This window comes from Microbacterium sp. NPDC059771, from assembly GCF_042732495.1.
Taxonomy (GTDB): domain Bacteria; phylum Actinomycetota; class Actinomycetes; order Actinomycetales; family Microbacteriaceae; genus Microbacterium; species Microbacterium sufflavum.
In genome coordinates, this window is the sequence record NZ_JBHWHK010000003.1 from 207,444 (window position 1) to 232,147 (window position 24,704).

Genomic DNA, 24,704 nt, shown 5'->3' on the forward strand with positions numbered 1-24,704 from the left:
CGAACGACACGCCTCCCGTGCCGTCCGCGCGCCCCGGCCCCCTGTCCCCAGGAGTGAAGATGTCCACCGAGATCGACACCACCGGCACCGCCCGCGTGCCGTTCTCCTTCGAGCTCTACCCTCCGCGCAACGCGTCGAGCGAGGAGGCGCTGCACGAGACCGTCCTGCGCCTGGCCGCAGCCGGTCCGGAGTTCCTGTCGGTGACCTACGGTGCCGGCGGCTCCACCGGGGGGCGCTCGCTCGATGTGCTGCGCTTCATCCGCACCCACACCGACGTCGAGCCCCTCGCTCATCTCACGTGCGTCGGCAACACCTACGTCGGGGCGACCGCGCTCATCCGCGAGTTCCTCGACGCGGGGATCCTCAGCTTCCTCGCCCTGCGGGGCGACCCGCCCGCCGGGCAGACCGAGGACTTCCTCGGCGACCTGGAGAGCGCGGCCCAGCTCGTCCAGCTGATCGACCGCGTGCAGGCCGAGCGTGCGCCGTACGAGGAGTCGCCGGTTCCCGGGATCCCCGGTGCCGCCCGGGTCGCGCCGCGGCGGAGGGTGAACATCGCGGTGGCCGCGTTCCCGAAGGGCCACCCGCGGGCGACCCACCGCACGCAGGATGTGGAGGCCCTGCTCGCGAAGCAGGCCGCCGGTGCGACGTTCGCGATCACACAGCTGTTCTTCCACGCCGACGACTACCTGGCCTTCGTGGAGCGTGCCCGCGCGGCCGGGGTGACCATCCCGATCCTGCCCGGCATCATGCCCATCACCTCGCCCGCTCGGCTCTCCCGCGTGCTGGAGCTCACGGGAGAGGAGCTGCCCGGAGAGCTCTCCATCGCCCTCGACGTGGAGCCGACCGCCGAGGGCCGCCGCGAGATCGGCATCGCCTGGGCCGCGCGCCTGGCCGCGCAGGTCGTGGCCGGCGGCGCCCCCGGCGTGCACCTCTACGCCTTCAACCAGCACGAGACCGTCCTCACCGTCCTCGCCGAAGCCGGCATCCTCCCGGCTCTGCGCCGTTAGACCCCCGCCGAAAGGAAACACCATGACCGCATTCCCCGAGGGAACCATCCTCGGCTACCCCCGCATCGGCCGTCGCCGCGAGCTCAAGAAGGCCGTCGAGGCGTTCTGGGCGGGCCGCATCGACGAGCAGGAGCTGGAGCGCACGGCCGCCGAGCTGCGCGCCGCCACCCGAGAGCGGCTCGCCGCGCTCGGCCTCGGCCGGGACGACTCCGCGATCCCGGAGTCCTTCTCGTTCTACGACCAGGTGCTCGACGCCGCGGTGACCGTGGGCGCGATCCCCTCGCGCTTCGAGCACCTGCGCGCCGCCGACGGCACGGTCGGCCTCCCGGCGTACTTCACGATCGCGCGGGGCGAGGGGGAGCGCGCGCCGCTGGAGATGACGAAGTGGTTCGACTCGAACTACCACTACCTCGTGCCGGAGATCGGTCCGGAGACGGTGTTCTCGCTGTCCAGCGACCGGCTCGTGCGCGAGGTCGCAGAGGCCGCTGCCGCAGGCTTCACGACCCGCCCGGTCGTGGTCGGCCCGGTCACCCTGCTGGCGCTCGCGAAGGCCTCGGACGACGCCCCCGAGGGCTTCGAGCCGCTGTCGCGCCTGGACGACGTGCTCCCCGTGTACCGGGAGTTGCTCGCCCGCCTCCGGGCCGCGGGAGCGACCTGGGTGCAGCTCGACGAGCCGGCGCTCGTGAGCGAGTCGCTCCCCGCCGACACCGCCGCCCTGGCGACCGCGGCCGAACGTGCACTCGCCGTGCTCGGGGGAGCGGAGGACCGTCCGTCGATCCTCGTCGCCGCCCCGTACGCGGCGCTCGACGCCGTGTTCCCGGTCCTCGCGGCCGCGCCCGTCGAGGCGATCGCGGTCGACCTGGTCCGTGGCGCTGTGCCGTCCGCGGCGGAGGGTCTCGCGGACAAGACGCTCGTCGGCGGCGTGATCGACGGGCACAACATCTGGCGGGGCGACCTGGCCGCGGCGTTCGCCACGCTCGAGCGTCTGCGCGACCTGGGGGCCGCGGCCGTGTCGGCCTCCACCTCGACCTCGCTGCTGCACGTGCCGCACGACGTCGCCGACGAGACCTCGCTCGACCCCCGCCTGGTGTCGTGGCTGGCGTTCGCCGATCAGAAGGTGCAGCAGGTCGGCGTGCTGGCCCGCGGGCTGTCGCACGGCCCCGAGGCGATCGCCGCCGAGCTCGACGAGGCCTCGGCGGCCCTGCGCGACCGGCTGGATGCGCCCGGCGTGCGCGACGGCGCGGTGCGCAAGCGGGCGCTGGTCGACGCCGACTTCTCTCGGGTGTCCTACGAGGAGCGGGAGAGTGCGCAGGAGGCCCTCGGCCTCCCGGTCCTGCCCCTGACGACGATCGGGTCGTTCCCGCAGACCGCCGACATCCGTCGCGCACGGGCGCGGTTCACGCGCGGTGAGATCCCCCGCGACGACTACGACGACTTCCTGCGCCGGGAGATCGCCGCGGTCGTGTCGCTGCAGGAGGATCTCGGGCTCGACGTGCTGGTGCACGGGGAGCCGGAGCGCAACGACATGGTGCAGTACTTCGCCGAGAACCTCGACGGCTTCGCGGTCACGGAGCACGGGTGGGTGCAGTCGTACGGCTCCCGCGCCACACGACCGTCGATCCTGTGGGGCGACGTCTCCCGGCCGGCACCGATCACGGTCGACTGGTCCGGATACGCGCAGTCGCTCACCGCGAAGCACCTCAAGGGCATGCTCACGGGGCCGGTGACGATCCTCGCGTGGTCGTTCGTGCGCGACGACCAGCCGCTGGGGGAGACCGCGAACCAGGTCGCCCTGGCGCTGCGCGAGGAGATCGCCGACCTCGAGGCGGCGGGCATCGCCGTGATCCAGGTCGACGAGCCGGCCCTGCGCGAGCTGCTGCCGCTGAAGAAGGCCGATCAGCCGTCCTACCTGGACTGGTCGGTGGCGTCGTTCCGTCTGGCGACCGGTGGGGCAGCACCGGGCACGCAGGTGCACACGCACCTCTGCTACTCGGAGTTCGGTGTCGTGATCGACGCGATCCGCGCGCTGGACGCCGACGTCACGTCCATCGAGGCCGCCCGCAGCCGGATGGAGGTCGTCGCGGACATCGCCGAGGCCGGGTTCGACCACGGCATCGGCCCCGGCGTCTACGACATCCACTCCCCGCGGGTTCCCGCGGTGGAGGAGGTGGAGTCCCTGCTGCGTCGCGCCGTGGAGGAGATCCCCACGCGGCAGCTCTGGGTCAACCCGGACTGCGGCCTCAAGACCCGCGGCTACGAGGAGACCACCGCGTCGCTGCGGAACATCGTCGAGGCCACGCGCCGCGTGCGCGCCGAGGTGGGCGCCTCGGTCTGATCACGTGACGAAGGCCCTCTCCGAGCGATCGGGGAGGGCCTTCGTCGTGTCCGGGTCAGACGGCTCGCAGCACCGCGACGACCTTGCCGAGCACCACGGCCTCGTCGCCGAGGATGGGCTCGAAGGCGGTGTTCCGCGGCAGCAGCCACGTGTGTCCATCGCGGCGACGGAGCACCTTGACGGTGGCCTCGCCATCGAGCATCGCCGCGACGATCTCGCCGTTCTCGGCGTCGTGCTGCGAGCGGACGACGACCCAGTCGCCGTCGCAGATGGCGGCGTCGATCATCGACTCGCCGGAGACCTTGAGCATGAACAGGTCGCCCTTGCCGACGAGCTGCCGGGGGAGCGGGAAGATCTCCTCGACCTGCTGGTCCGCGGTGATGGGCACGCCGGCGGCGATGCGGCCGACGAGGGGCACGAGCGCGGCGTCGCCGACGGGAGTCGTGACATCGGCCGGGTTCTCGGCGCCGGAGCCGGTGCCGGGCAGGTCGATCAGCACCTCCATGGCCCGCGTCTTGCCCGGGTCTCGACGCAGGTAGCCGCTCAGCTCCAGCTGGCCGAGCTGGTGCGTGACGCTGGAGAGCGACTTGAGCCCGACGGCGTCGCCGATCTCGCGCATGCTCGGCGGGTAGCCGTTCTGGGCGATGGCGGCCTGGATGACCTCCAGGATCGCCATCTGCTTGGGGCTGAGGCTCTTGCGACGGCGGGTCCGCGGCGCCTCCGACTCCGGGGCTGTGGTCTCGCTCATGATGCTCCTTCAGTGCGTGAGATCCGACGTCGCTCTTCGAATGTCGGTGGCCCGTGGTGGGGTGTCCTTGTCGAAACCGTATCCGAGAATCGCGCCGATCTGGAAGATCTGTTCGAGCGTGTCGGACGATTCGTGGACAGGGTTTCGAAGACAGCTTGACAGATGTTCGAACTCGAAGATATCTTCGGAACGTAGCTTCGCATTCACGGCTCCCGGCCGAGTCGCGGATGCGAACGCTACGCCAACCTCCCCGGGCCCTCGCGGCGCCGGGACAGTGAAGGAGCAGACATGAGCACCATCAGCCTCAGCACCGCGACCGCGATCTCCGCCACGGCCCGTCCGGCCACGCGGCTCCGGCTCACGGCTCGCGGTCGCGGTGTGCTGCTCGCGGTCGCGTCCGTCCCGCTCGCCGTCGGCATCGCCTTCGCGGCGATCAGCGGCGGCAGCGCCATCGCCTCCGGTGCCGACAAGCCCGTGGCCGCCGTCGAGACCATCACGGTCATGCCCGGTGACACCCTCTGGTCGATCGCCGGCTCGATCGCTCCCGAGGCCGACCCGCGCGACGTGATCGGCGACATCAGCCGCATGAACCTGCTCCGCGGCGGAGAGATCCAGATCGGTCAGGAGCTCGCGATCCCGGCGCAGTACGCGGAGTGACGCATGGCCGTCGGTGCCGCCTCGTCCTCTTAACATGGATAGGGTGACCCTCTCCCTCAACGATCTCCCGCTGCGCGACGATCTGCGCGGACTCACTCCGTACGGCGCACCGCAGGCACCGCTCCCGATCGCCCTCAACGTCAACGAGAACACGCATCCCGTTCCCGACGAGGTCGCCAGCGACATCCTCGACGACATCGCCGTGGCGATCCGCGACGTCAACCGCTATCCCGACCGGGAGTTCACCACGCTGCGGGAGGCGTTCGCGGACTACCTCGGTCACGGGCTCACGGCCGAGCAGATCTGGGCGGGCAACGGCTCGAACGAGGTGCTGCAGCACATCCTGCAGGCGTTCGGCGGACCGGGGCGGACGGCGTTCGGCTTCGCTCCGACCTACTCGATGTATCCGCTGATCGCGCAGGGCACGGGTGCGTCATGGGTCGCCGGCACCCGGCACCCCGACTACTCGATCACCCCGGAGGAAGCCGCGGCACAGGTGCGCGCCACCGACCCCGACGTGGTGATCCTGTGCTCGCCCAACAACCCCACCGGTACGCCGCTCGGGCTCGACGTCGTCGCGGCGGTCTACGAGGCCGCGCGCGGCGTGGTGATCGTCGACGAGGCGTATCAGGAGTTCGCACCGCATGACGCGCCGTCCGCGCTCACGCTCCTCGACGGCCGTCCGCGGCTCGCTGTGTCGCGCACCATGAGCAAGGCCTTCGCGTTCGCCGGAGCGCGCGTCGGCTACCTGGCCGCAGACCCCGCGTTCATCGACGCGCTCCGCCTCGTGCGGCTGCCGTATCATCTGAGCGCGCTCACGCAGGCCGCGGCGGTGGCGGCGCTGCGCAACGCCGACGTGATGCTCGGCATGGTCGAGGAGATCGTCGAGCAGCGCGATCGCATCACAGCGACGCTGGAGGCACTGGGGTACACGCCGCACGAGTCCTGGTCGAACTTCGTGCTGTTCGGTGGCGTGGCCGACCCGCAGGCCACGTGGCGGCAGTTGTACGACCGCGGTGTGCTCGTTCGCGACGTCGGCATCCCCGGCCACCTCCGCGTCAGCGCGGGCACCGAGGCCGAGACGACCGCGTTCCTGGACGCCCTGGCCTCGATAGGATCGGCATCATGACCACCCCCGCGAACCCCGCCCGCACCGCGCGTCGTGTGCGCAGCACGTCGGAGTCGACCGTCGAGCTGGAGCTGAACCTCGACGGCACCGGGGTGAGCCGCATCGACACCTCCGTGCCGTTCTTCGACCACATGCTGACGGCGTTCGCGAAGCACTCGCTGACCGATCTCACCGTCCGCGCCTCCGGTGACACGCACATCGACGCGCACCACACGGTGGAAGACGTCTCGATCGTGCTGGGTCAGGCCATCCTGGAGGCGCTGGGTGACAAGGCGGGCATCTCCCGCTACGGCGATGCGCTCGTGCCGCTCGACGAGGCGCTGGCGCAGGCCGTCGTCGACATCTCCGGTCGTCCGTACCTCGTGCACGAGGGCGAGCCCGTCGGTTTCGAGCAGCACCTCATCGGCGGGCACTTCACGGGCTCGCTCGTGCGTCACTCCTTCGAGGCCATCGCGTTCAACGCCGCGCTGACGGTACACGTGCGCGTGCTCGGCGGCCGTGACCCGCACCACATCGCCGAGGCGGAGTACAAGGCGTTCGCGCGCGCGTTCCGTCAGGCGAAGGCGCTCGACCCGCTCGTCGACGGCATCCCGTCCACCAAGGGGGCCCTGTGAGCGCGGCACCCCGCGTCGCGGTCTTCGACTACGAGTCCGGCAACGTGCACTCCGCGGTCAAGGCGCTCGTGGCCGCGGGTGCCGACGCGGTGCTCACGCGCGACCGCAGTGAGGCGCTCGAGGCCGACGGCTTCGTCGTGCCGGGGGTCGGGGCGTTCCAGGCCGTGCGTGATGCGCTGCACGCGCACGGGGGCGACGAGATCATCGGGCGGCGTCTCGCGGGCGGTCGCCCCGTGCTGGGCATCTGCGTCGGCATGCAGGTGCTGTTCGAGCACGGGGTCGAGCGCGGCCACGACACCGCGGGCCTGGGGGAGTGGCCGGGCGCGGTCACCGAGCTCAACGCTCCCGTGCTGCCGCACATGGGCTGGAACACGGTCGACCCCGGCGAGGACACTGTGCTGTTCCGCGGCATCGAGGAGGAGCGGTTCTACTTCGTGCACTCCTACGCGGCGCAGTCGTGGGAGCTCGACGTGATCCCGCCGTTCCCCCAGCCGGTGCTGACCTGGGCCACCTACGGCGATCCCTTCCTGGCGGCCGTGGAGAACGGACCGCTGTCGGCGACGCAGTTCCACCCGGAGAAGTCGGGCGAGGCGGGCATCCAGCTGCTGCGCAACTGGGTCACCAGCCTCTGAGCCCGTGAGCCGGGGGCTGTCGCACGCGGCCGGTCCGGCCGTTCGGCGTCAGAGCCCTCTGGCGACGGCGGCCGCCGCCGACAGCCACGCTCGCTGCGTCCGTCCGGCGAGGGCGGTGTAGCGCAGCGGGCCGTCGACCATCTCCCGGTCGAACGGGATCGCATGCACCTCTCGGCAGAGCGAGCGGTACCCGTCGGACACCGCGCCGATCTCGGTCGGTGTCGCGTGGGGATCGGCCTGCGAGACGATCACGACCGCCTGCTCGACGAGGTGAGCCGAGCGCTCGTCGCGTTCGGCGAGGGCTTCGAGCAGGAGGGCCCCGGCCTCGGCGTGGTCTCCGCGGGAGGTGGTCGCGACCACGAGCTGATCCGTGTGGTCGATCATCCGGCGCCACAGCGGGTCAGTCTCATCGTTGCCCGAGTCGACGAAGATGAGTCGGTAGAACCGGGAGGCCACCGTGTGCAGCACGTCGACCTCGGCCGGGCCCAGGCGATCGTCGTGTGCCAGGCGTGGCGGCTGCGAGCGGAGGACGTCGAAACGGTCGCGCGGCTGGTGATGAACGTAGTCCGCCAGGTCAGCGGCTTGGGCGCCCGGGCTGATCAGGCGGCTGCTGTCGGAGAGCATCTCCCGCAGGGTGTTGCGGTGTGATGCCGATTCCGTGCGCCAACCGAGGGTCCCGCGCGTCTGGTGGTTGTCCCAGGCGAGCACGCCCGCACCCCCGAACCGGGCGAACACCGCGGCGAGAAGCGCTGTGGTGGGTGTCTTCCCCGCGCCGCCCTTGCTGTTCACGATCGCGATCGTGCGCGGCCCGGACCACTGGCGACTCACAGCGGCCTCGTCGCGGCGGAACGCCTCCTCGACGGAGCCGGGACCGAAGTCCATGCCGATGCGGTTGAGGGCGCCGCGGAACCCCATCCGGGCGGGCTCGGCCGGAAGCTCCTCGGTGAGGAAGGACGGGCGGGTCGTGGTCTCGCGCTGCGGCGAGCGACGGCGGCTTCGCCCGGACGATGCGGCGTGCGCAGATGCGTTCTGCGCGGACGCGTCGGCGGATCCGGCGGCGCGGGACTCGGCGGGTTCGGGGGACCGGGCGGATGCGGATGCGGATGCGAGGGCAGGGGACGCGACGGGTTCGGGGGACTCGGCGGATGCGGATGCGGATGCGGGGGCAGGGGTGATGATCTCTGCCGGAGTGCTGGTGGGGGTGGGCGCCACAGGCGGCATCTGTGCCTGTGTCGGTGTCGGTGCCGGTGTCGCGGTCGGTGTCGGTGTCGCGGTCGCGGTCGGTGTCGGTGTCGGTGTCACCGTCGGTGTCGGTGTCGGTGTCGGTGCCGGTGCCTGTGTCGGTGTCGGTGTCGGTGTCGGTGTCGGTATCGCGTTCGGTGCCGAGGTCGAGGCCGGTGTCGAGGCCGAGGCCGGTACCGGTGCCGAGGTCGGTGTCGGCGTCGCGGCGCGCGTGGGTGCCGCGATCTGTGCGGGTGCGCGGGTGGGGGTGACCGCGGGGGTCGCGGACTGGGACGCGCGCCCCGAAGTGCGTGCGGGCCACGGCGCCGGGGAGGCGGACGACTCGGCGGCCGGGCGGGGAGCGGCCGAGCCGCGGATGGCGGACCGGGGGCGGGGGACGGCGATCTCCTGGTCGGCTCGGACGCGTCGGTACTCGGACGGGGGCCCTGGTTCTCGCGCTGACATCCGTAGCATGTTACCCGACGAAATGTCAGGCATGGACGGTGGCGCCGCTGCGACCGACGGTCGGCGTCATGCATTTGAGTGGGTGCCGACCGCCGCGGTAGCCTCGTGTGTCGCGCCCGCTCGGGCCGCAGAGACACCCGAACCAAGGACCCCATGAACGACTTCGCGCAGTCACCTTCGCTCACGCTCCTCCCCGCGGTGGACGTCGCCGGCGGCAAGGCCGTCCGACTCACCCAGGGCGAGGCCGGCACCGAGACGAGCTACGGCGACCCGCTCGACGCCGCAGGGGAGTGGGTCGCGCAGGGCGCCTCCTGGATCCACCTGGTCGACCTCGACGCGGCGTTCGGCCGCGGCAGCAACGCACCGATCCTGCGCAAGGTCATCAAGCAGTTCCGCGGCGTGAACGTGGAGCTCTCCGGAGGCATCCGCGACGATGCGAGCCTGGAGGCGGCGCTCGAGAGCGGCGCGGCGCGCATCAATCTCGGTACCGCCGCGTTGGAGAACCCGGAGTGGGCGGCCGACGTCATCAGCCGCTTCGGCGAGGCGATCGCGGTCGGCCTCGACGTGCGCGGCACCACTCTCGCCGCCCGCGGCTGGACCAAGGAGGGCGGCGACCTCTGGGAGGTGCTGGAGCGCCTGGAGGATGCCGGCTGCAGCCGCTACGTGGTCACCGACGTCACGAAGGACGGCACGCTCCGCGGCCCGAACCTGGAGCTGCTGCGCGAGGTGACCTCGCGCACGCCGAAGCCGGTCGTGGCCTCCGGCGGGGTCTCCAACCTCGACGACATCGCGGCGCTGCGCGAGCTGGTGCCGCTGGGCGTCGAGGGTGCCATCGTCGGCAAGGCGCTCTACGCCGGAGCCTTCACCCTGGCCGAGGCGCTGGATGTCGCCGGAGACTGACCCCCACGGCCACGGCCCGGAGGCGCACAACCACGCCGATTCCGCGGGTGTTCCGTGGGAGGGCCGCAGCTTCGAGTCGAACCCGCACGCGGCCGACGACGGCTCCGCCGATCCCGCCCTGCTCGACGCCCTTCAGCGCTTCCGGGCGGGCGAGGGATCGCAGGCGGAGGTCGTCGACGCCTTCCGCGCCGCGCGCGTGCTGATCCCGCTGATCGCGGAGAAGGGCGAAGAGGGGGTCGCGCCGAGCGGGCTCGCGGTCGACAAGACCCAGGAGCTGTCGATCGTCACGGTCGCGGCGCCCGACGGCCGGCGCGTCCAGCCCGTGTTCTCCTCGGTCGAGGCGATGCAGCGGTGGGACGCGACGGCGCGACCGATCCCGGTGGAGGCGGTGCGTGCGGCTCTGGCCGCATCCGCGGAGGACACCGACCTGATCGTGCTCGACCCCACGTCCGACACGGAGTTCGTGATCCGGCGCCCGGCGGTCTGGGCGGTCGCGCAGGGGCACGCGTGGGAGCCGAGCTTCCTGTCGCCCGAGGTGTTCACGGCGCTGCAGGAGAGCGTCGCGCACGAGCTCGCGGTGATCGACGTGGCCGTGGCCGCGGGCGACCCCGACGCCCGCCTGCGCGGGCCCGAGCTGGTCGTGATCCTCGAGCTGGTCGACGGGCTCGAGCGTGAGGTGCTCGACGCCGTGCTCGGTCGTCTGGCTCAGCGCTGGGCGGCCGACGACCGCATCGCCGTGCTCGCGGACTCGCTCACGGTCAAGCTCCGCCGCAGCGCCTGAACCGCGACGGGCGCCGGCTCAGGTGACCGGGCCGGTCCACTTCTCGCCGGGGCCCTTGCCGATCGGGTCGGGGATGGCCGATGCCTCACGGAACGCGAGCTGGAGCGAGCGGAGGCCGTCGCGCAGCGACCGCGCGTGCATGTCGCTGATCTCGGGGGCGCCGGCGGTGATGAGCCCGGCGAGGGCGTTGATGAGCTTGCGGGCCTCGTCGAGGTCGAGCTGTTCGGCCGCGTCGGGCTCGTCGGCCAGGCCGAGCTTGACGGCGGCGGCGCTCATGAGGTGCACGGCCGCGGTCGTGATGACCTCGACGGCGGGGACGTCCGCGATGTCGCGAACCGCGGACGAGGCCGCCTCCTCCTGTCGTGCCCAGCGCTCTTCGCGCTCGCGTGCCGCCTCGTCGGGTGCCTGGTTCGTCACTTCGCCTTGCCTTCTGTTAGACTTTGGCGGGCTCCGGAGCGTCATGCTCTGGAACGAAAGAGGATTCACTTCCCACCCGCGCTTGCCGTTCCAGGCTACCGGGTCTTGCACTCCGCCGGTTCACTCGTCACGAGAGGACCGGTAGACAGGGTGTGGAGCCGGCGTCTGAGTGCCGGCGGGTGGGAGACGAGTTCGATTTCGCCCGGGATGCATCCGCATCACGGTGGCCGAATCACATCGTCTAAGGAGCTCCGCATCAGCGATCCCCGCACCAATGAGCGCATCCGAGTCCCCGAGGTCCGCCTCGTCGGCCCCTCGGGTGAGCAGATCGGCGTTGTCCGCATCGAGGCAGCGCTGCGTCTCGCACAGGAAGCCGATCTCGACCTCGTTGAGGTCGCCCCGAACTCGAAGCCGCCCGTGGTCAAGATCATGGACTACGGCAAGTTCAAGTACGAGGCCGCCCAGAAGGAGAAGGAAGCGCGTCGCAATCAGGCGAACACGATCCTCAAGGAAGTCCGCTTCCGACTGAAGATCGAGGCGCACGACTACACGACGAAGCTCAAGCGCGCCGAGGGCTTCCTCAAGGCCGGCGACAAGGTCAAGGCGATGATCCTCTTCCGCGGTCGCGAGCAGTCGCGCCCGGAGCAGGGTGTGCGTCTGCTGCGCAAGTTCGCGGAAGACGTCGCCGAGTTCGGCACCGTCGAGTCGAACCCGACGATCGACGGCCGCAACATGGTCATGGTGGTCGCGCCGATCAAGAGCAAGTCCGAGGCGAAGCAGGAGCAGAACGCGGTGCGCGACGCGCAGCGTGCGGCGAACAAGCAGGCTGCCCGCGACGCCAAGAGCGACTCGGCCGCCCCGGCCGCACCCGCCGCGGAGTGACATCCGCCCCACGAACTCCCGCAACGCGGGTAGACACCGTCGCCTGAGAAGGCGCCATCACGAAGGAAGAGAAGATGCCGAAGCAGAAGACCCACTCGGGTGCTAAGAAGCGCTTCAAGATCACCGGCAGCGGAAAGCTGAAGAAGCAGCAGGCGAACATGCGCCACAACCTCGAGCACAAGTCGAGCCGTCGCACCCGTCGTCTGAACCAGGACCAGGTGCTGTCGAAGGCTGACACCAAGGTCGCGAACAAGCTTCTCGGTCGCTGACGCGCCGAACGCACGATAGGAACACAGGAAAATGGCAAGAGTCAAGCGGGCAGTCAACGCCCACAAGAAGCGTCGGGTCATCCTCGAGCGCGCCTCCGGCTACCGCGGTCAGCGTTCGCGCCTCTACCGGAAGGCCAAGGAGCAGGTCATCCACTCCCTGGTCTACTCGTACCGGGACCGTCGCAAGCGCAAGGGTGACTTCCGTCGCCTCTGGATCCAGCGCATCAACGCCGCCGCGCGTCAGAACGGCATGACGTACAACCGCTTCATCCAGGGCCTCGGCCTCGCGGGCGTCACGGTCGACCGTCGCATGCTCGCCGACCTCGCGGTCAACGACGCGGCCACGTTCACCACGCTGGTCGAGACGGCGAAGAAGGCTCTGCCCTCCGACGTCAACGCGCCGAAGTCGGCTGCGTAAGCATCTCGCTCCGAACGGGCGTCTTCCTGCGGGAAGGCGCCCGTTCCGCGTTTCCGGGCGTCGTCGTCGCCCTAGACTGAGATCGTGCTGGAGAACCCTCGTTCCCCCCGAGTCCGTGCCGTCGCCAAGCTGACCAAGCGCAGCGCGCGCACCGAGACCGGGCTGTTCCTGCTGGAAGGACCGCAGTCGGTCCGCGAGGCGCTGACCTACCGCCCCGAGGCGATCGTCGAGCTGTTCGCGACACCCGGCGGCTGGGAGCGGCATCAGGACATCCGGGCGAAGGCGGCCGACGCCGACGTGCGGGTCGAATACGTCACCGAGGACGTGCTGCACGCGATGGCCGATACCGTCACCCCGCAGGGACTCGTCGCTGTCGTGCGGCAGACCCCGACCTCGGTGCGCGACATCTTCGACGCGTCGCCCCGGCTGGTCGCGATCTGCGAGGAGGTGCGCGACCCGGGCAACCTGGGCACCATCATCCGCGCCGCGGACGCTGCGGGAGCGGACGCCGTGGTGCTGACGGGACGCACCGTCGATCCTTACAACCCGAAGGTCGTGCGGGCGACGACGGGCTCGCTGTTCCACCTGCCGGTGTCGGTCGGCGCCGAGCTGCCGGACGTCGTCGACCGCGCGCACGCCGCCGGTCTGCGCATCCTCGCGGCAGATGTGAAGGGCGACGACCTGCTGGGGGCCCGCGCGGACGGCGTGCTGGCCGAGCCCACCGCCTGGCTGTTCGGCAACGAGGCGCGCGGCCTGGAGGACGAGGCGCTGGAGCTCGCCGACCGCGTCCTGCGGCTGCCGATCTTCGGTCGTGCGGAGTCGCTCAACCTCGCCACGGCAGCGAGCGTGTGCCTGTACGAGAGCGCGTTCGCGCAGCGCGCGGCGCCGACGGGCTGAGCGGGCGGGAAGAGCGGGGAAGCGGGGGCGATGAGGGTACTGATCGTCGAGGACGACGAGCGGGTCGCGGCGGCACTGGAGGCGTTCCTGGCGCGCTCCGGGTACGCGACGGTGCGGGCGTCCGACGGTGCGCAGGCGCTTACCCTCGTGGACGTCGACACCGAGGTCGTGCTGCTGGACCTCGGGCTGCCCGACGTGGACGGCATCGACCTGTGCCGTCGCATCCGTGGGCGCTCCGACGTGCCGATCGTGATCGTGACCGCCCGCAACCAGGTGGCCGAGCGCATCAAGGGGCTGCGGGCGGGCGCGGACGACTTCGTCGTGAAGCCGTACGACGTGCACGAGCTGCTGGCGCGCATCGAGGCCGTGACGCGACGCTCCCGTCCCCTGCGCACCGAGGCGGACACCCGGGTGCTGTTGCATGACGGGAGCGTGCACATCGACCTGGTGGCGCGCGAGGTGCGGGTCGACGGCGCCGTGGTGGGCCTGACCCGCAAGGAGTTCGACATCGTGGGTGTGCTCGCCCGCTACCCCGGGGTGGCGGTACCGAAGGAGCGGCTGATCCGGGAGGTGTGGAACACGGACTGGCGCGGCTTCGGGCACTCGCTCGAGGTGCACGTGGCGGCGATCCGACGCAAGACCGGCGACCGCGGCTTCATCGAGACGGTGCGCGGTGTCGGCTACCGGCTCGCGGAGTCCTGAGTCGTGCGCCGTCGCCTGATCGTCATGTTCCTGGTGCCGCTGGTCGCGGTCCTGGTGTCGCTCGGGGGAGTGGCGGCGTGGAGCGCGTCGCGCAGTGTCCAGCAGGCGTTCTACACCGAGCAGCTTGGCGACCTCGGCTACTTCGTCACCAGCGCACGACAGGCGCTGCGCTCGGGCAGCCCCGCGGTGGTCGACGCGGAGGTACGGCGCTTCCAGGAGGTGTACGGCATCGAGGTGACCGTGTTCGACCTCGCGGGGGCCGCGTGGGCCGCGGGCGCGCACGGCGACGCGGTGCTGTCGGAGGCGGATGCGGAGCGCGTGCGGCTGGCGCTCTCCGGCCGTCGTGCCGAGCAGCCCGCGCCCGCGCCGCCGTGGGCCGTACCGGATGCGGCGCTCGTGGAGCCGGTGTTCGACGACGGTGACGTGATCGGCGCGGTGCTGGTGGCCGGCGACGTCGACCGTCCTCGCGCCGCGATCCTGCAGCAGACGCTGCTCCTGGGCGCCGTCGTGGTGGTGCTGAGCGGGCTCGGCGTGCTTCTCGTGGCCGGGCTCGCGCGGTGGGTGCTCTCGCCGGTGCGACGGCTGGACGAGGCGATGGTGGCGATCGAGCGCGGCGAGATGGATGCCAGGGTCGCAGAGGACACCGGACCCCCGGAGCTGCGGCGCATGACGCGGGTGTTCAACGGCATGGCCGACGAGATCGAACGGGTGATGACGCGGCAGCAGGAGTTCGCGTTGAACGCCTCGCATGAGCTGCGCAACCCGCTGAACGCGCTGCTGCTGCGGGTCGAGCACCTCGCGACGGGGCTCGGAGCGGAGTGGGACGCCGACGTGGAGGAGACGCGTGAGGAGGGCCGGCGGATGAGCCGCATCCTGGAGACGCTGCTCGGGCTGGCCCGCGGCGGGCGCACGGACTCCACGCTGTCGGCCGTCGACCTGGCGGCCGTGGCGTCGCGGCGGCTGGAGGCCTGGCGCGACGTGGCCGAGCATCGGGGTATGACGCTGCACCGCACCGGCGAGGACTCGGTGATGACGATCACGGACCGCACGATCGTGGAGGCCGCCCTGGACGCGGCGATCGACAACGCCGTCAAGTACTCGCCCGCCGGAGGCACGATCGAGATCGGGGCGCGGCGCCACGCCGACGGGTGCCATCTCACGGTGCGCGACCACGGGGCGGGGCTCAGCCGGGAGGACGCGGAGGCGGCGACGGATCGGTTCTGGCGCAGCGCCGACAGCGGCGACCAGCCGGGCACGGGCCTGGGGCTGGCGATCGCGACGGACCTGCTGACGACGGTCGGCGGAGAGCTGCGGGTGAGCTCGGCCGACGGCGGCGGGCTGCTGGTCGCGCTGGTGCTCCCCGCGGAGGGCGCCGCATGAGCCGGGTGGGGCGCCTGGTCGCCGGACTGCTCGTGACGTGCCTGGCGCTGACGCTCGGGGCGTGTGCGACCCGGTCGGGCGAGTGGGGCGACGAGGAGTACACGATCGCGAGCGGAGGCTCGACGGGTGTGTACTTCGCCTACGGCACCGCGGTGGCCGACGCGGTGTCGAGCGCCAGGACGGTCGACCTGGTGGCGGAGCAGACGGCCGGATCGGTCGACAACCTGCTGCGGGTGAGCGCCGGGGAGGCGCTGCTGGGGTTCGCGCAGGGCGACGCCGCTGCCGACGCGGTGGCCGGGACGGGGGCTTTCACCGAGCCGCAGGACGTGACGGCGGTCGCACGGCTGTACGACGAGTACCTGCAGGTGGTCGTGCGCGGTGACTCCCCGGTGCACGACCTCGCCGATCTCGCCGGGATGACGGTGTCGCTCGGGGCGGAGAACTCGGGGGTCAACGTGATCGCGGGGCGCGTGCTGGACGCGGCGGGGGTGGACGCGGCGTCGATCCGCGACCCCCAGCTCGACCTCGGTGCGTCGATCGCGGCCATGGCGGAGGGCGAGATCGACGGGTTCTTCTGGGTGGGCGGGCTGCCGACCCCGGGGATCGCGCAGCTGGCACGGACCGCGGACGTGCGCCTGCTGCCGATCGAGCAGGAGTGGGTGAACGAGGTCAACGACCGCTACTCGCACGCGTACAGGCCCGCCGACGTGCCGGCGGGGACGTACGGGCTCGCTGCCGCGGTCACCACCCTCGCCGTGCCGAACTACCTGGTCACGGCGGGCTCGACGCCCGCGGGGGTGGTGCGCGATGTGCTGGCGACGCTGTTCGATGCCAGGACGGCTCTCGCGCAACAGGTGCCGGCGGCGGCGCTGCTCGACCGGAGGTCGGCCATCTTCACGGGTCCGGTGCCGTTGCACCCCGGCGCGCAGGAGTACTACCGCGACCTGCGGGGCTGATCCGTGGCGGCCGTCCGGCTGCTCAAGAAATCCTCAAGAAGTCGGACGGCACCCGAGCAGCTCTGCCAGGGTGAGGTCGATCGCACACGATCGGACACCTGCTGCCTGCTGTCGCTGGGAGCGTGGCAGCAGGGCGATCCCATGGCCCGAGGGGGCGGGCCGTGGGGCGACCCTGCACTGCCGCATTGTCGCCGCGATCAGGTGATTACGAACGTGTAAACCTCACCGTGGTGCCTGGAACCGCGCGCAACGCGTGGCTAGTTTGGAGAAATGATGACCTCTGAAACCCCTCTCGTCGTCGTGGAGAACGTCCAGAAGCACTACGGCGAGTTCCAGGCGCTCAGCGACATCGACCTGACCGTGAACACCGGCGAGGTCGTCGTCGTGATCGGCCCGTCCGGGTCGGGCAAGTCGACGCTGTGTCGCACGATCAACCGCCTGGAGACGATCACGAGCGGCTCGATCCGCATCGACGGCAAGGAGCTCCCCGCCGAGGGCAAGGCGCTCGCGCACCTGCGCGCCGACGTCGGCATGGTGTTCCAGTCGTTCAACCTCTTCGCCCACCTCACGATCCTGGAGAACGTGACGCTCGGGCCGATCAAGGTCCGCGGCCTCAAGAAGTCGGAGGCCGAGGCCGAGGCGATGACGCTGCTGAAGCGCGTGGGCGTCGCGCAGCAGGCGAACAAGCTCCCCGCGCAGCTCTCCGGCGGTCAGCAGCAGCGCGTCGCGATCGCGCGGGCCCTGGCGATGCAGCCCAAGGTCATGCTGTTCGACGAGCCCACCAGTGCGCTCGACCCGGAGATGATCAACGAGGTCCTCGACGTCATGGTCGAGCTCGCCCAGGACGGCATGACGATGATCGTCGTCACGCACGAGATGGGCTTCGCGCGCAAGGCCGCCGACCGTGTCGTGTTCATGGCCGACGGCCGGATCGTCGAGGAGGCGAAGCCGGAGGAGTTCTTCACCAACCCGAAGAGCGACCGCGCCAAGGACTTCCTCTCGAAGCTCCTCACCCACTGACCCCACCAGACCCTGCACCCACAGCACACGAAGGAGACGCACATGCGACGCACACGGACACTGGCAGGCATCGGGATCGCGGCGGCGGCGCTGCTCGCCCTGACCGCCTGCAACAGCGGCACCCCGTCCAGCACCGGAGCACCCGAGGACGGCGACGAGGACACCTCGAGCGCCACGCCGTGGACGGTGCTGGAGGACGTCAGCATCGACGGCAGCCCGACCTTCGACCGGATCTCGGAGTCGGGGACCGTCAAGGTCGGCGTCAAGGAGGACCAGCCCGGTCTCGGCTACCTCGACCCCGTGACCGGCGACCGCACCGGCTTCGACGTCGACATCGCGCGCTGGATGGCCGCATCGCTCGGCGTGGACCCGGAGAAGATCGAGTTCCAGGCGATCGCCTCCGCGAACCGCGAGCAGGCCATCGTCAACGGCGACATCGACTACTACGTCGGCACCTACTCGATCACCGACAAGCGCAAGGAGCAGATCTCCTTCGCCGGCCCGTACTTCGTCACCGGTCAGGGCCTCCTCGTCGGCGCCGACAGCGACATCGAGAGCGTGGACGACCTGAGCTCGTCCACCACGGTGTGCTCGGCGACCGGCTCGACCCCGATCCAGAACATCAAGACGAACTACCCCGATGTCCCGACCAAGGAGTACGACACGTACTCCAAGTGCGTCGAGGACCTGAAGAACGGTCAGGTCGACGCGGTCACGACCGACGAGGCCATCCTCATCGGCTACGCCGCGCAGGACCCCGACAACCTGAAGGTCGTCGGCGAGCCCTTCAGCGAGGAGCGCTACGGCATCGGCGTGGCCAAGGGCGACGACGCGCTGGTCGAGTACTTCAACACGCAGCTGACCGACGGTGGCGACATCTGGCAGCAGATCTTCGACAACAACCTCGGTGCCTCCGGTGTGAAGGCGGAGCAGCCCGAGGTCGACCCGGTCGGTTGATCACCGCGGGGCGGGCGGCACGGTCGCCCGCCCCGCTTCCGTCGCCTCATCTGACGTAGAAACGAACCGAAAGGCACAGCAGTGGGAGTGATCTCAGACCACCTCGATCTCTGGGGTGAAGCGCTGTGGGGGACCATCGCGCTGTTCCTCGGCGGTGGCCTCATCGCCGTGGTGCTCGGCCTCATCGTGGGCGCGGCCAGGGTGTCGCCGGTTCCGATCGCGCGCGCCGTCGGCGGCGTGTACGTGAACTGGATCCGCAACACCCCGCTCACGCTGGTGATGTTCTTCTTCGCATTCTGCCTCCCGATCCTGCTGGGGGAGCGGGTCAACGCCCTGCTCCTCGCCGTGATCGCGCTGGGCCTCTATACCGCCACCTATGTCGCGGAGGCCATCCGCGCCGGCATCAACACGGTCCCGGTCGGGCAGGCGGAGGCCGCGCGGGCGATCGGACTGAACTTCGGCCAGGTCATGCGCTACGTCGTGCTCCCGCAGGCGACGCGGTCCGTGGTCCCGCCGCTCATGAGCGTGCTGATCGCCCTCATGAAGAACACCACGGTGGCCGCCGGGTTCTCGGTGGTCAACCTCGGCACCATCCGGGCGGCACTGAGCGAGCGCGGTGAGAACGCGCTGGTCGTGCTGCTGTGGGTCATGGTCATCTTCGTCGTGCTCGTGCTGCTGCTCAGCTGGGTGCAGCGCGTGCTCGAGAACAAGTGGAGGATCGCGCGATGAGTTCCGTCCTGTTCGACGTCCCCGGGCCCCGCGCGGTCGCCCGCAACCGTCTCATCGGCGCCGTCACGGTGCTGGTGGTGCTGGCCGTCCTCGGCTGGGTGGTGTGGCGGTTGTACGCCACCGGCCAGTTCGCCCCCGAGAAGTGGAACATCTTCACCTACTCCGCGGTCTGGGTGCGCTTCGGCGAGGGACTGCTGAGCACCCTGGCCGCCTTCGCGGTCGCGGGGGTCGGCTCCCTCGTGCTCGGTTTCGTCCTCGGCATCGGCCGGCTCTCCGAGCACGCCTGGGTGCGTGAGCCCGTGCGGTGGATCATCGAGATCCTGCGGGCCGTGCCCGTCCTGATCCTGATGATGCTGCTCTACTACGGTCTTCCCGTGCTCGGCGTCAAGATGCCGCCCTACTGGGCCGTGGTCATCGCGCTGATCGTCTACAACGGCTCCGTTCTCGCCGAGGTCCTGCGCGCCGGGATCGAGTCGCTGCCGCGCGGACAGCAGGAGGCCGGTTACGCGATCGGTCTGCGCAAGACGGGGGTCATGTCGCTCATCCTGCTCCCGCAGGCCGTGCGGGCCATGATGCCCGTGATCATCGCGCAGCTCGTGGTGGCGCTGAAGGACACCGCGCTCGGCTTCATCATCACGTATCAGGAGCTGCTGTACGTCATCAACCAGATCGGCAACCAGGCGCCCTACGGCTCGCCGCTGATCCCGGCGGCGATCGTCGGCGGCTCGATGTACGTCGCGGTCTGTCTCCTGCTCTCCTACATCGCCTACCGGCTGCAGCGTCGGGCGAAGCGCTCGCCGAAGGCGGGACCGGCCGAGCCCGATCCGCGGCAGCACGGCGGCGAGACCAACACCTCGCTCATCGTGCTCCAGAAGGGTGCGGGGAAGTTCGACGCCGACAACGCCGGAGGTCCGGGTCTCTGAGTCGCGACCGGCGCGGGACGCGCGTCCCGCGCCGGTAGACTCGACTCCCGTGTCAGAGTCTCCGGAAATCACCCCCGACGCGGTCGAAGCCGCCGTCGCCGACGCCCTCGCGGCGATCGATGCGGCCGCCGACACCGCCGAGCTGAAAGCCGCCCGAGCCGCGCACGTCGCCGAGGGATCGCCGCTCGCGGTCCTGAACGCCTCGATGCGCCAGGTCGCCCCCGAGAACAAGGCCGCGTTCGGCAAGCTCGTCGGCCAGGGGCGGGGGCGCGTGACCCAGGCGCTCGCGGCGAAGGAGGCCGAGCTGGCCGCCGCCGAGGTCGCCGCACGGCTCGAGGCCGAGCGGGTCGACATCACCGCCGTCCCCTCGCGCACGCGCGTCGGTGCCCGCCACCCGCTCACGCTGCTCCAGGACCAGGTCGAGGACATCTTCGTCGGCATGGGATGGGAGATCGCGGAGGGACCGGAGCTCGAGCACGAGTGGTTCAACTTCGATGCGCTGAACTTCGACGTCGACCACCCCGCCCGCCAGGAGCAGGACACGTTCTACGTCGACCCGACCTCGCGTCACCTGGTGATGCGCACGCACACCAGCCCGGTGCAGGTGCGCTCGATGCTCGACCGCGAGGTGCCCATCTACGTGCTGTGCCCCGGGCGGGTGTACCGCACCGACGAGTTCGACGCCACGCACCTGCCGGTGTTCACGCAGTTCGAGGGGCTCGTGATCGACAAGGGCATCACGATGGCGCACCTGAAGGGCACGCTCGACCACTTCGCGCGTCAGCTCTTCGGGCCGGAGGCGAAGATGCGCTTCCGCACCAACTACTTCCCCTTCACCGAGCCGTCCGCCGAGCTCGACCTGTGGCACCCGACCTTCAAGGGCGGCGCGCGCTGGATCGAGTGGGGCGGCTGCGGCATGGTCAACCCGAACGTGCTGCGCGCGGCCGGGATCGATCCAGAGGTCTACAGCGGCTTCGCGTTCGGCATGGGCATCGAGCGGGGACTCATGTTCCGCAGCGATGTGCAGGACATGCGCGACATGGCCGAGGGCGATGTCCGTTTCAGCGAGCAGTACGGGATGGTGGTGTGATGCGCGTCCCGCTTTCGTGGCTGCGTGAGTATGTCGATCTGGCCCCCGAGACCACGCCCGAGGATGTCCTCGCGGCGCTGGTGACGGTCGGCTTCGAAGAGGAGGACGTGCACCGCTTCGCCATCACGGGTCCCGTGGTGGTCGGCCAGGTCGTGTCGCTCGAACCGGAGCCCCAGTCCAATGGCAAGACCATCAACTGGTGCCAGGTGGACGTCGGGGAGGAGCGCGGCGGCGTCCGCGGGATCGTCTGCGGGGCGCACAACTTCGTCGCCGGGGACAAGGTCGTCGTGACCCTTCCCGGTGCGGTGCTGCCCGGCCCGTTCCCGATCGCCGCGCGCAAGACCTACGGGCACGTGTCAGACGGGATGATCGCCTCCGCGCGCGAGCTCGGCCTCGGCGACGAGCACAACGGCATCGTCGTGCTGTCCGACCTCGGCATCGATGCCCCGGTGGGCACCGACGCCATCGCGCTGCTCGGCCTCGACGACGTCGCGGTGGAGATCAACGTGACGCCCGATCGCGGCTACGCCTTCTCGGTCCGCGGTGTCGCCCGCGAGTACGCCCACGCCACGGGCGCGACCTTCCGCGACCCCGCGGAGCGCGACTTCGCCGAGCTGCAGCCCGGCTCCGGTCACACGACCGTCGTCGACGACCGGGCCCCGGTGCGCGGCAACGTCGGTGCAAGCGAGTTCGTCACGCGCGTCGTGCGGGACGTGGACCCGTCGCGCCCGACGCCGCCGTGGATGATCGCCCGGCTGAGCCTCGCCGGCATGCGGTCGCTGGGCGTGCTGATCGACATCACGAACTATGTGATGCTCGAGCTCGGGCAGCCGCTGCACGGCTACGACCTGGACAAGCTCGCGGGCGGCATCACGGTCCGTCGCGCGACGCCGGGCGAGAAGATGACCACGCTCGACGGCGTGGAGCGTGCGCTGCACGAGGAGGACCTGCTCATCACGGACGAGTCCGGACCCATCGGCCTCGCCGGTGTCATGGGCGGCGGCACGACCGAGATGAGCGACACCACGCGCAACGTGCTGATCGAGGCGGCGACGTTCGACCCCACGACCATCGCCAGGACGGCCCGTCGCCACAAGCTGCCCAGTGAGGCGTCCAAGCGCTTCGAGCGGGGCGTCGACCCGCTGATCCCCTTCGTGGCGGCGCGTCGGGCGGCCGACCTCATGGTCGATCTCGCCGGCGGAACGCTCACCGACGAGGGCGGCGCGCTGTTCGCCGAGGTGTTCGTGGAGGACATCGCGCTGCCGGCCGGCTTCGTGCAGGGGCTCATCGGCGTGGACTACACCGACGACGAGATCACGGGCGCCCTCACGACGATCGGCGCCGAGGTGACGGAGGCGGAAGCCGGCTGGACCGTGATCCCGCCCACCTGGCGACCCGACCTCACCGACAAGTGGACGCTCGCGGAGGAGGTCGCCCGCATCCACGGGCTCGACCGCATCCCCGCGGTCTTGCCGACGCCGCCGTCCGGTCGCGGCCTCACCGCCCACCAGCAGGGTCGTCGCCGCGTGGCGAACGCGCTCGCGGCGGCGGGCTTCGTCGAGACGCCGGCCTTCCCGTTCACGACCGAGGCGCAGAACGACCTGCACGGTTCCGCGTCGGGAGAGCACCTGCCGAGCATCCGCCTGGCGAACCCGCTCGACGGGCAGGCCCCGTACCTGCGCCGCTCGCTGATCCCGGGGCTGCTGCAGACCGCGCACCGCAACATCGCCCGCGGCATGACCGACCTGGCCCTCTTCGAGACGGGCCTCGTGTTCCTGCCGGAGCCGGGCGTCGAGTACGGAACCGACGAGGTGCCGCCGCTCGGCGTGCGCCCCTCCGACGAGACGCTCGCCGCGCTCGACGCGTCCATCCCGCCCCAGGAGCGCCACATCGCGGTGCTCCTCACCGGCAACGTGTCGCCGCGTCAGCCGGGTCGTCCCGCCGAGGCGTCGGGGCTGGTCGAGGCGCTCGACGCCGTGCGCGTGATCGCTGCCGCCGCGGGCATCGACATCGACGTGCGACAGGCGCAGCGCGCCGCGCTGCATCCCGGCCGCACCGGGGCGCTCGTCGCGGCCGGCGAGGAGGTCGGCTACGTCGGGGAGCTGCACCCCTCGGTGGCGGAGGACGCCGACCTGCCCGGTCGCGCCACCGTGCTCGAGCTCGACCTCGACCGCATCCTCACCCTCGCGGGGACGCGGATCGTGGCGGCCTCGCTGTCGACGTTCCCCGCGGCCACGCAGGACGTGTCGCTGACCGTGGCCGCCGATGTGCCGGCGGGCGAGGTGCGGGCGGCGCTCGCCGAGGGGGCGGGCGCGCTGCTGGAGTCGGTGCGACTGGTCGACGACTACCGCGGTGAGGGCGTGTCCGAGGGAGCCAAGAGCCTGACGTTCGCGCTGCGTTTCCGCGCCGACGACCGGACGCTCACCGCTGCGGAGGCGACCGACGCCAAGCTGGCGGGTGTCGCGGTCGCGGCGGAGCGATTCGGCGCCGCACTGCGCGACTGATCGACCCCGTCGCGAAGGCCTTCCGCTCTGCCCTGAGCGGAAGGCCTTCCGCGTTTCCCCGGATGCTGCTGGCATGGGCACATGACGGATGTGCTGATCCTGGGCGGGACGGGCTGGCTCTCGGGGCGGATCGCCCACGGCTGGCTGGAGGCGGGCGCGGACGTGACCTGCCTCGCGCGCGGGGGGCGTGCCGCTCCCGACGGGGCGGCGCTGATCGTCGCCGACCGGGACGCACCGGACGCCTATGCGGAGGTCGCCCGCCGCGAGTGGGATCACGTCGTGGACGTCTCCTCACGGGCGGCACACGTCGCGGAGGCCGTCGCGGCCCTCGGCGATCGTGCGGCGCAGTGGACGTACGTGTCGTCGATGTCGGTGTACGCCGATGACATGACCGCGGGCGCCGACGAGTCCGCGCCGCGTCACGCGCCCGCGCGCGACGGCCAGGGGGAGGACGACTACGCGGCCCAGAAGGTCGCGGCGGAAGACGCCGTCGCGGCCCTCGGCGCACGCGCGCTCGTCGCGCGTCCCGGGCTGATCGTGGGCGACGGAGACCCCAGCGATCGCTTCGGCTACTGGGCCGCCGCCTTTCTCCGCGCGGCCGACGGTCCGGTGCTCCTGCCGCCCCTCGACGGGAAGACCGCGCAGGTGATCGATGTGGACGATCTGGCGGCGTTCCTCGTGACGGCGTCTCCCGGTTCTCCCGTGAATGCGATCGGCGACGCGCGTCCGCTCGGGGAGGTGCTGGACGCCGTGCGTCGTGCCGCGGGTCACGAGGGGGCGACGGTGATCGCCGACGCGGATCGGCTGGTGGCCCAGGGCGTGGAGTACTGGATGGGCCCGCATTCGCTCCCGCTCTGGTTGCCCGAGGAGATGACCGGATTCATGACGCGGTCGAACGCCGCCTATCGGGCGCGCGGCGGGGCGCTGCGTCCGCTGGCCGACACGATCGCGCGCGTGATCGACGACGAGCGCGCACGCGGCGTCGACCGGGAGCGGAGGGCGGGGCTGACCCGCGCCGAGGAGCTGCGGATCCTCGCGGCCGTCACGGAGGGACCCGCCGGAGCTCGCTAG

25 protein-coding genes are annotated in these 24,704 nt (G+C 71.1%); 22 read left to right on the forward strand and 3 right to left on the reverse strand.

Features of this window, described 5'->3' with window-relative positions:
* Positions 1–59 precede the first annotated feature (59 nt).
* Both ACFV3I_RS18330 and metE read left to right on the forward strand, forming a co-directional pair.
* Positions 60–1,007: a methylenetetrahydrofolate reductase gene (locus tag ACFV3I_RS18330; RefSeq protein ID WP_378803938.1), complete on the forward strand. Its 948-nt coding sequence runs from the start codon at positions 60–62 to the stop codon at positions 1,005–1,007.
* A 22-nt stretch (positions 1,008–1,029) separates the two neighbouring features.
* A complete protein-coding gene (gene metE / locus ACFV3I_RS18335; protein ID WP_378803939.1) occupies positions 1,030–3,342 on the forward strand; it encodes a 5-methyltetrahydropteroyltriglutamate--homocysteine S-methyltransferase in 2,313 nt (770 codons plus the stop codon).
* Positions 3,343–3,397: 55 nt separating this feature from the next.
* Here the strand turns inward: metE and lexA are convergent, their stop codons facing one another.
* Complete coding sequence (gene lexA, locus ACFV3I_RS18340; RefSeq protein WP_136034303.1) at positions 3,398–4,090, reverse strand: transcriptional repressor LexA; 693 nt, start codon at positions 4,088–4,090, stop codon at positions 3,398–3,400.
* A gap of 288 nt (positions 4,091–4,378) precedes the next feature.
* Here lexA and ACFV3I_RS18345 point away from each other — a divergent pair, with 288 nt between their 5' ends.
* From ACFV3I_RS18345 to hisH, 4 genes are read left to right on the forward strand one after another with little or no spacing between them, the layout of a single operon-like run.
* Positions 4,379–4,747 carry a LysM peptidoglycan-binding domain-containing protein gene (locus tag ACFV3I_RS18345; protein ID WP_136034301.1) on the forward strand — a complete coding sequence of 123 codons (369 nt, stop codon included), beginning with the start codon at positions 4,379–4,381 and terminating at the stop codon, positions 4,745–4,747.
* 34 nt (positions 4,748–4,781) lie between these two features.
* Positions 4,782–5,876, forward strand: a complete 1,095-nt coding sequence (locus tag ACFV3I_RS18350; RefSeq protein ID WP_241115103.1) for a histidinol-phosphate transaminase — start codon at positions 4,782–4,784, stop codon at positions 5,874–5,876.
* Entirely contained in the window at positions 5,873–6,490 is a 618-nt protein-coding gene (gene hisB, locus ACFV3I_RS18355) for an imidazoleglycerol-phosphate dehydratase HisB (RefSeq protein ID WP_136034298.1), read from the forward strand. The genes ACFV3I_RS18350 and hisB overlap by 4 nt, the downstream gene beginning before the upstream one ends.
* The gene (hisH, locus tag ACFV3I_RS18360; protein WP_136034296.1) at positions 6,487–7,122 is read left to right on the forward strand and encodes an imidazole glycerol phosphate synthase subunit HisH; all 636 of its coding nucleotides are present in this window, start codon (positions 6,487–6,489) and stop codon (positions 7,120–7,122) included. Before hisB ends, hisH begins: the two co-directional genes overlap by 4 nt.
* Before the next feature lie 48 nt (positions 7,123–7,170).
* Here hisH and ACFV3I_RS18365 read toward each other — a convergent pair whose 3' ends face one another.
* Positions 7,171–8,343, reverse strand: a complete 1,173-nt coding sequence (locus tag ACFV3I_RS18365; protein WP_378823926.1) for an AAA family ATPase — start codon at positions 8,341–8,343, stop codon at positions 7,171–7,173.
* Positions 8,344–8,961: 618 nt separating this feature from the next.
* Here ACFV3I_RS18365 and priA point away from each other — a divergent pair.
* Both priA and ACFV3I_RS18375 read left to right on the forward strand, forming a co-directional pair.
* Complete coding sequence (gene priA / locus ACFV3I_RS18370) at positions 8,962–9,708, forward strand: bifunctional 1-(5-phosphoribosyl)-5-((5-phosphoribosylamino)methylideneamino)imidazole-4-carboxamide isomerase/phosphoribosylanthranilate isomerase PriA (protein WP_136034294.1); 747 nt, start codon at positions 8,962–8,964, stop codon at positions 9,706–9,708.
* Complete coding sequence (locus ACFV3I_RS18375; RefSeq protein ID WP_136035895.1) at positions 9,692–10,489, forward strand: SseB family protein; 798 nt, start codon at positions 9,692–9,694, stop codon at positions 10,487–10,489. The genes priA and ACFV3I_RS18375 overlap by 17 nt, the downstream gene beginning before the upstream one ends.
* 18 nt (positions 10,490–10,507) lie before the next feature.
* On the opposite strand, the gene ACFV3I_RS18380 is transcribed toward ACFV3I_RS18375, so the two are convergent.
* On the reverse strand, positions 10,508–10,906 hold the full coding sequence (locus ACFV3I_RS18380; protein ID WP_378823928.1) for a DUF1844 domain-containing protein: 399 nt from the start codon (positions 10,904–10,906) through the stop codon (positions 10,508–10,510).
* A 207-nt stretch (positions 10,907–11,113) separates the two neighbouring features.
* On the opposite strand from ACFV3I_RS18380, the gene infC reads away from it, so the two are divergent.
* The 14 genes from infC (at position 11,114) to ACFV3I_RS18450 (ending at position 24,704) form a co-directional block, all read left to right on the forward strand.
* The gene (gene infC, locus ACFV3I_RS18385) at positions 11,114–11,788 is read left to right on the forward strand and encodes a translation initiation factor IF-3 (RefSeq protein ID WP_136034288.1); all 675 of its coding nucleotides are present in this window, start codon (positions 11,114–11,116) and stop codon (positions 11,786–11,788) included.
* Between the two features lie 74 nt (positions 11,789–11,862).
* Positions 11,863–12,057, forward strand: coding sequence for a 50S ribosomal protein L35 (gene rpmI, locus ACFV3I_RS18390; RefSeq protein ID WP_136034285.1), 195 nt, complete (start codon positions 11,863–11,865; stop codon positions 12,055–12,057).
* Positions 12,058–12,088: 31 nt separating this feature from the next.
* Complete coding sequence (rplT, locus tag ACFV3I_RS18395; RefSeq protein WP_017202428.1) at positions 12,089–12,475, forward strand: 50S ribosomal protein L20; 387 nt, start codon at positions 12,089–12,091, stop codon at positions 12,473–12,475.
* Positions 12,476–12,559: 84 nt separating this feature from the next.
* A complete protein-coding gene (locus tag ACFV3I_RS18400) occupies positions 12,560–13,372 on the forward strand; it encodes an RNA methyltransferase (RefSeq protein ID WP_136034283.1) in 813 nt (270 codons plus the stop codon).
* Positions 13,373–13,402: 30 nt separating this feature from the next.
* Positions 13,403–14,074 (forward strand): response regulator transcription factor, encoded by a 672-nt coding sequence (locus tag ACFV3I_RS18405; RefSeq protein WP_378823929.1) that lies wholly within the window; start codon positions 13,403–13,405, stop codon positions 14,072–14,074.
* A 3-nt stretch (positions 14,075–14,077) separates the two neighbouring features.
* Complete coding sequence (locus ACFV3I_RS18410) at positions 14,078–15,454, forward strand: HAMP domain-containing sensor histidine kinase (protein WP_168443078.1); 1,377 nt, start codon at positions 14,078–14,080, stop codon at positions 15,452–15,454.
* On the forward strand, positions 15,451–16,410 hold the full coding sequence (locus ACFV3I_RS18415) for a TAXI family TRAP transporter solute-binding subunit (protein ID WP_240753075.1): 960 nt from the start codon (positions 15,451–15,453) through the stop codon (positions 16,408–16,410). Before ACFV3I_RS18410 ends, ACFV3I_RS18415 begins: the two co-directional genes overlap by 4 nt.
* 273 nt (positions 16,411–16,683) lie before the next feature.
* Entirely contained in the window at positions 16,684–17,430 is a 747-nt protein-coding gene (locus ACFV3I_RS18420) for an amino acid ABC transporter ATP-binding protein (protein WP_136034321.1), read from the forward strand.
* A 42-nt stretch (positions 17,431–17,472) separates the two neighbouring features.
* Positions 17,473–18,387 (forward strand): glutamate ABC transporter substrate-binding protein, encoded by a 915-nt coding sequence (locus ACFV3I_RS18425; protein WP_136034279.1) that lies wholly within the window; start codon positions 17,473–17,475, stop codon positions 18,385–18,387.
* 81 nt (positions 18,388–18,468) lie between these two features.
* Positions 18,469–19,116 (forward strand): amino acid ABC transporter permease, encoded by a 648-nt coding sequence (locus ACFV3I_RS18430; RefSeq protein ID WP_136034277.1) that lies wholly within the window; start codon positions 18,469–18,471, stop codon positions 19,114–19,116.
* Complete coding sequence (locus ACFV3I_RS18435; RefSeq protein WP_136034275.1) at positions 19,113–20,039, forward strand: amino acid ABC transporter permease; 927 nt, start codon at positions 19,113–19,115, stop codon at positions 20,037–20,039. Before ACFV3I_RS18430 ends, ACFV3I_RS18435 begins: the two co-directional genes overlap by 4 nt.
* Positions 20,040–20,088: 49 nt before the next feature.
* The gene (gene pheS / locus ACFV3I_RS18440; protein WP_136034273.1) at positions 20,089–21,129 is read left to right on the forward strand and encodes a phenylalanine--tRNA ligase subunit alpha; all 1,041 of its coding nucleotides are present in this window, start codon (positions 20,089–20,091) and stop codon (positions 21,127–21,129) included.
* Complete coding sequence (gene pheT / locus ACFV3I_RS18445; RefSeq protein ID WP_378823931.1) at positions 21,129–23,633, forward strand: phenylalanine--tRNA ligase subunit beta; 2,505 nt, start codon at positions 21,129–21,131, stop codon at positions 23,631–23,633. Before pheS ends, pheT begins: the two co-directional genes overlap by 1 nt.
* 81 nt (positions 23,634–23,714) lie before the next feature.
* Entirely contained in the window at positions 23,715–24,704 is a 990-nt protein-coding gene (locus tag ACFV3I_RS18450; protein ID WP_378803945.1) for an NAD-dependent epimerase/dehydratase family protein, read from the forward strand.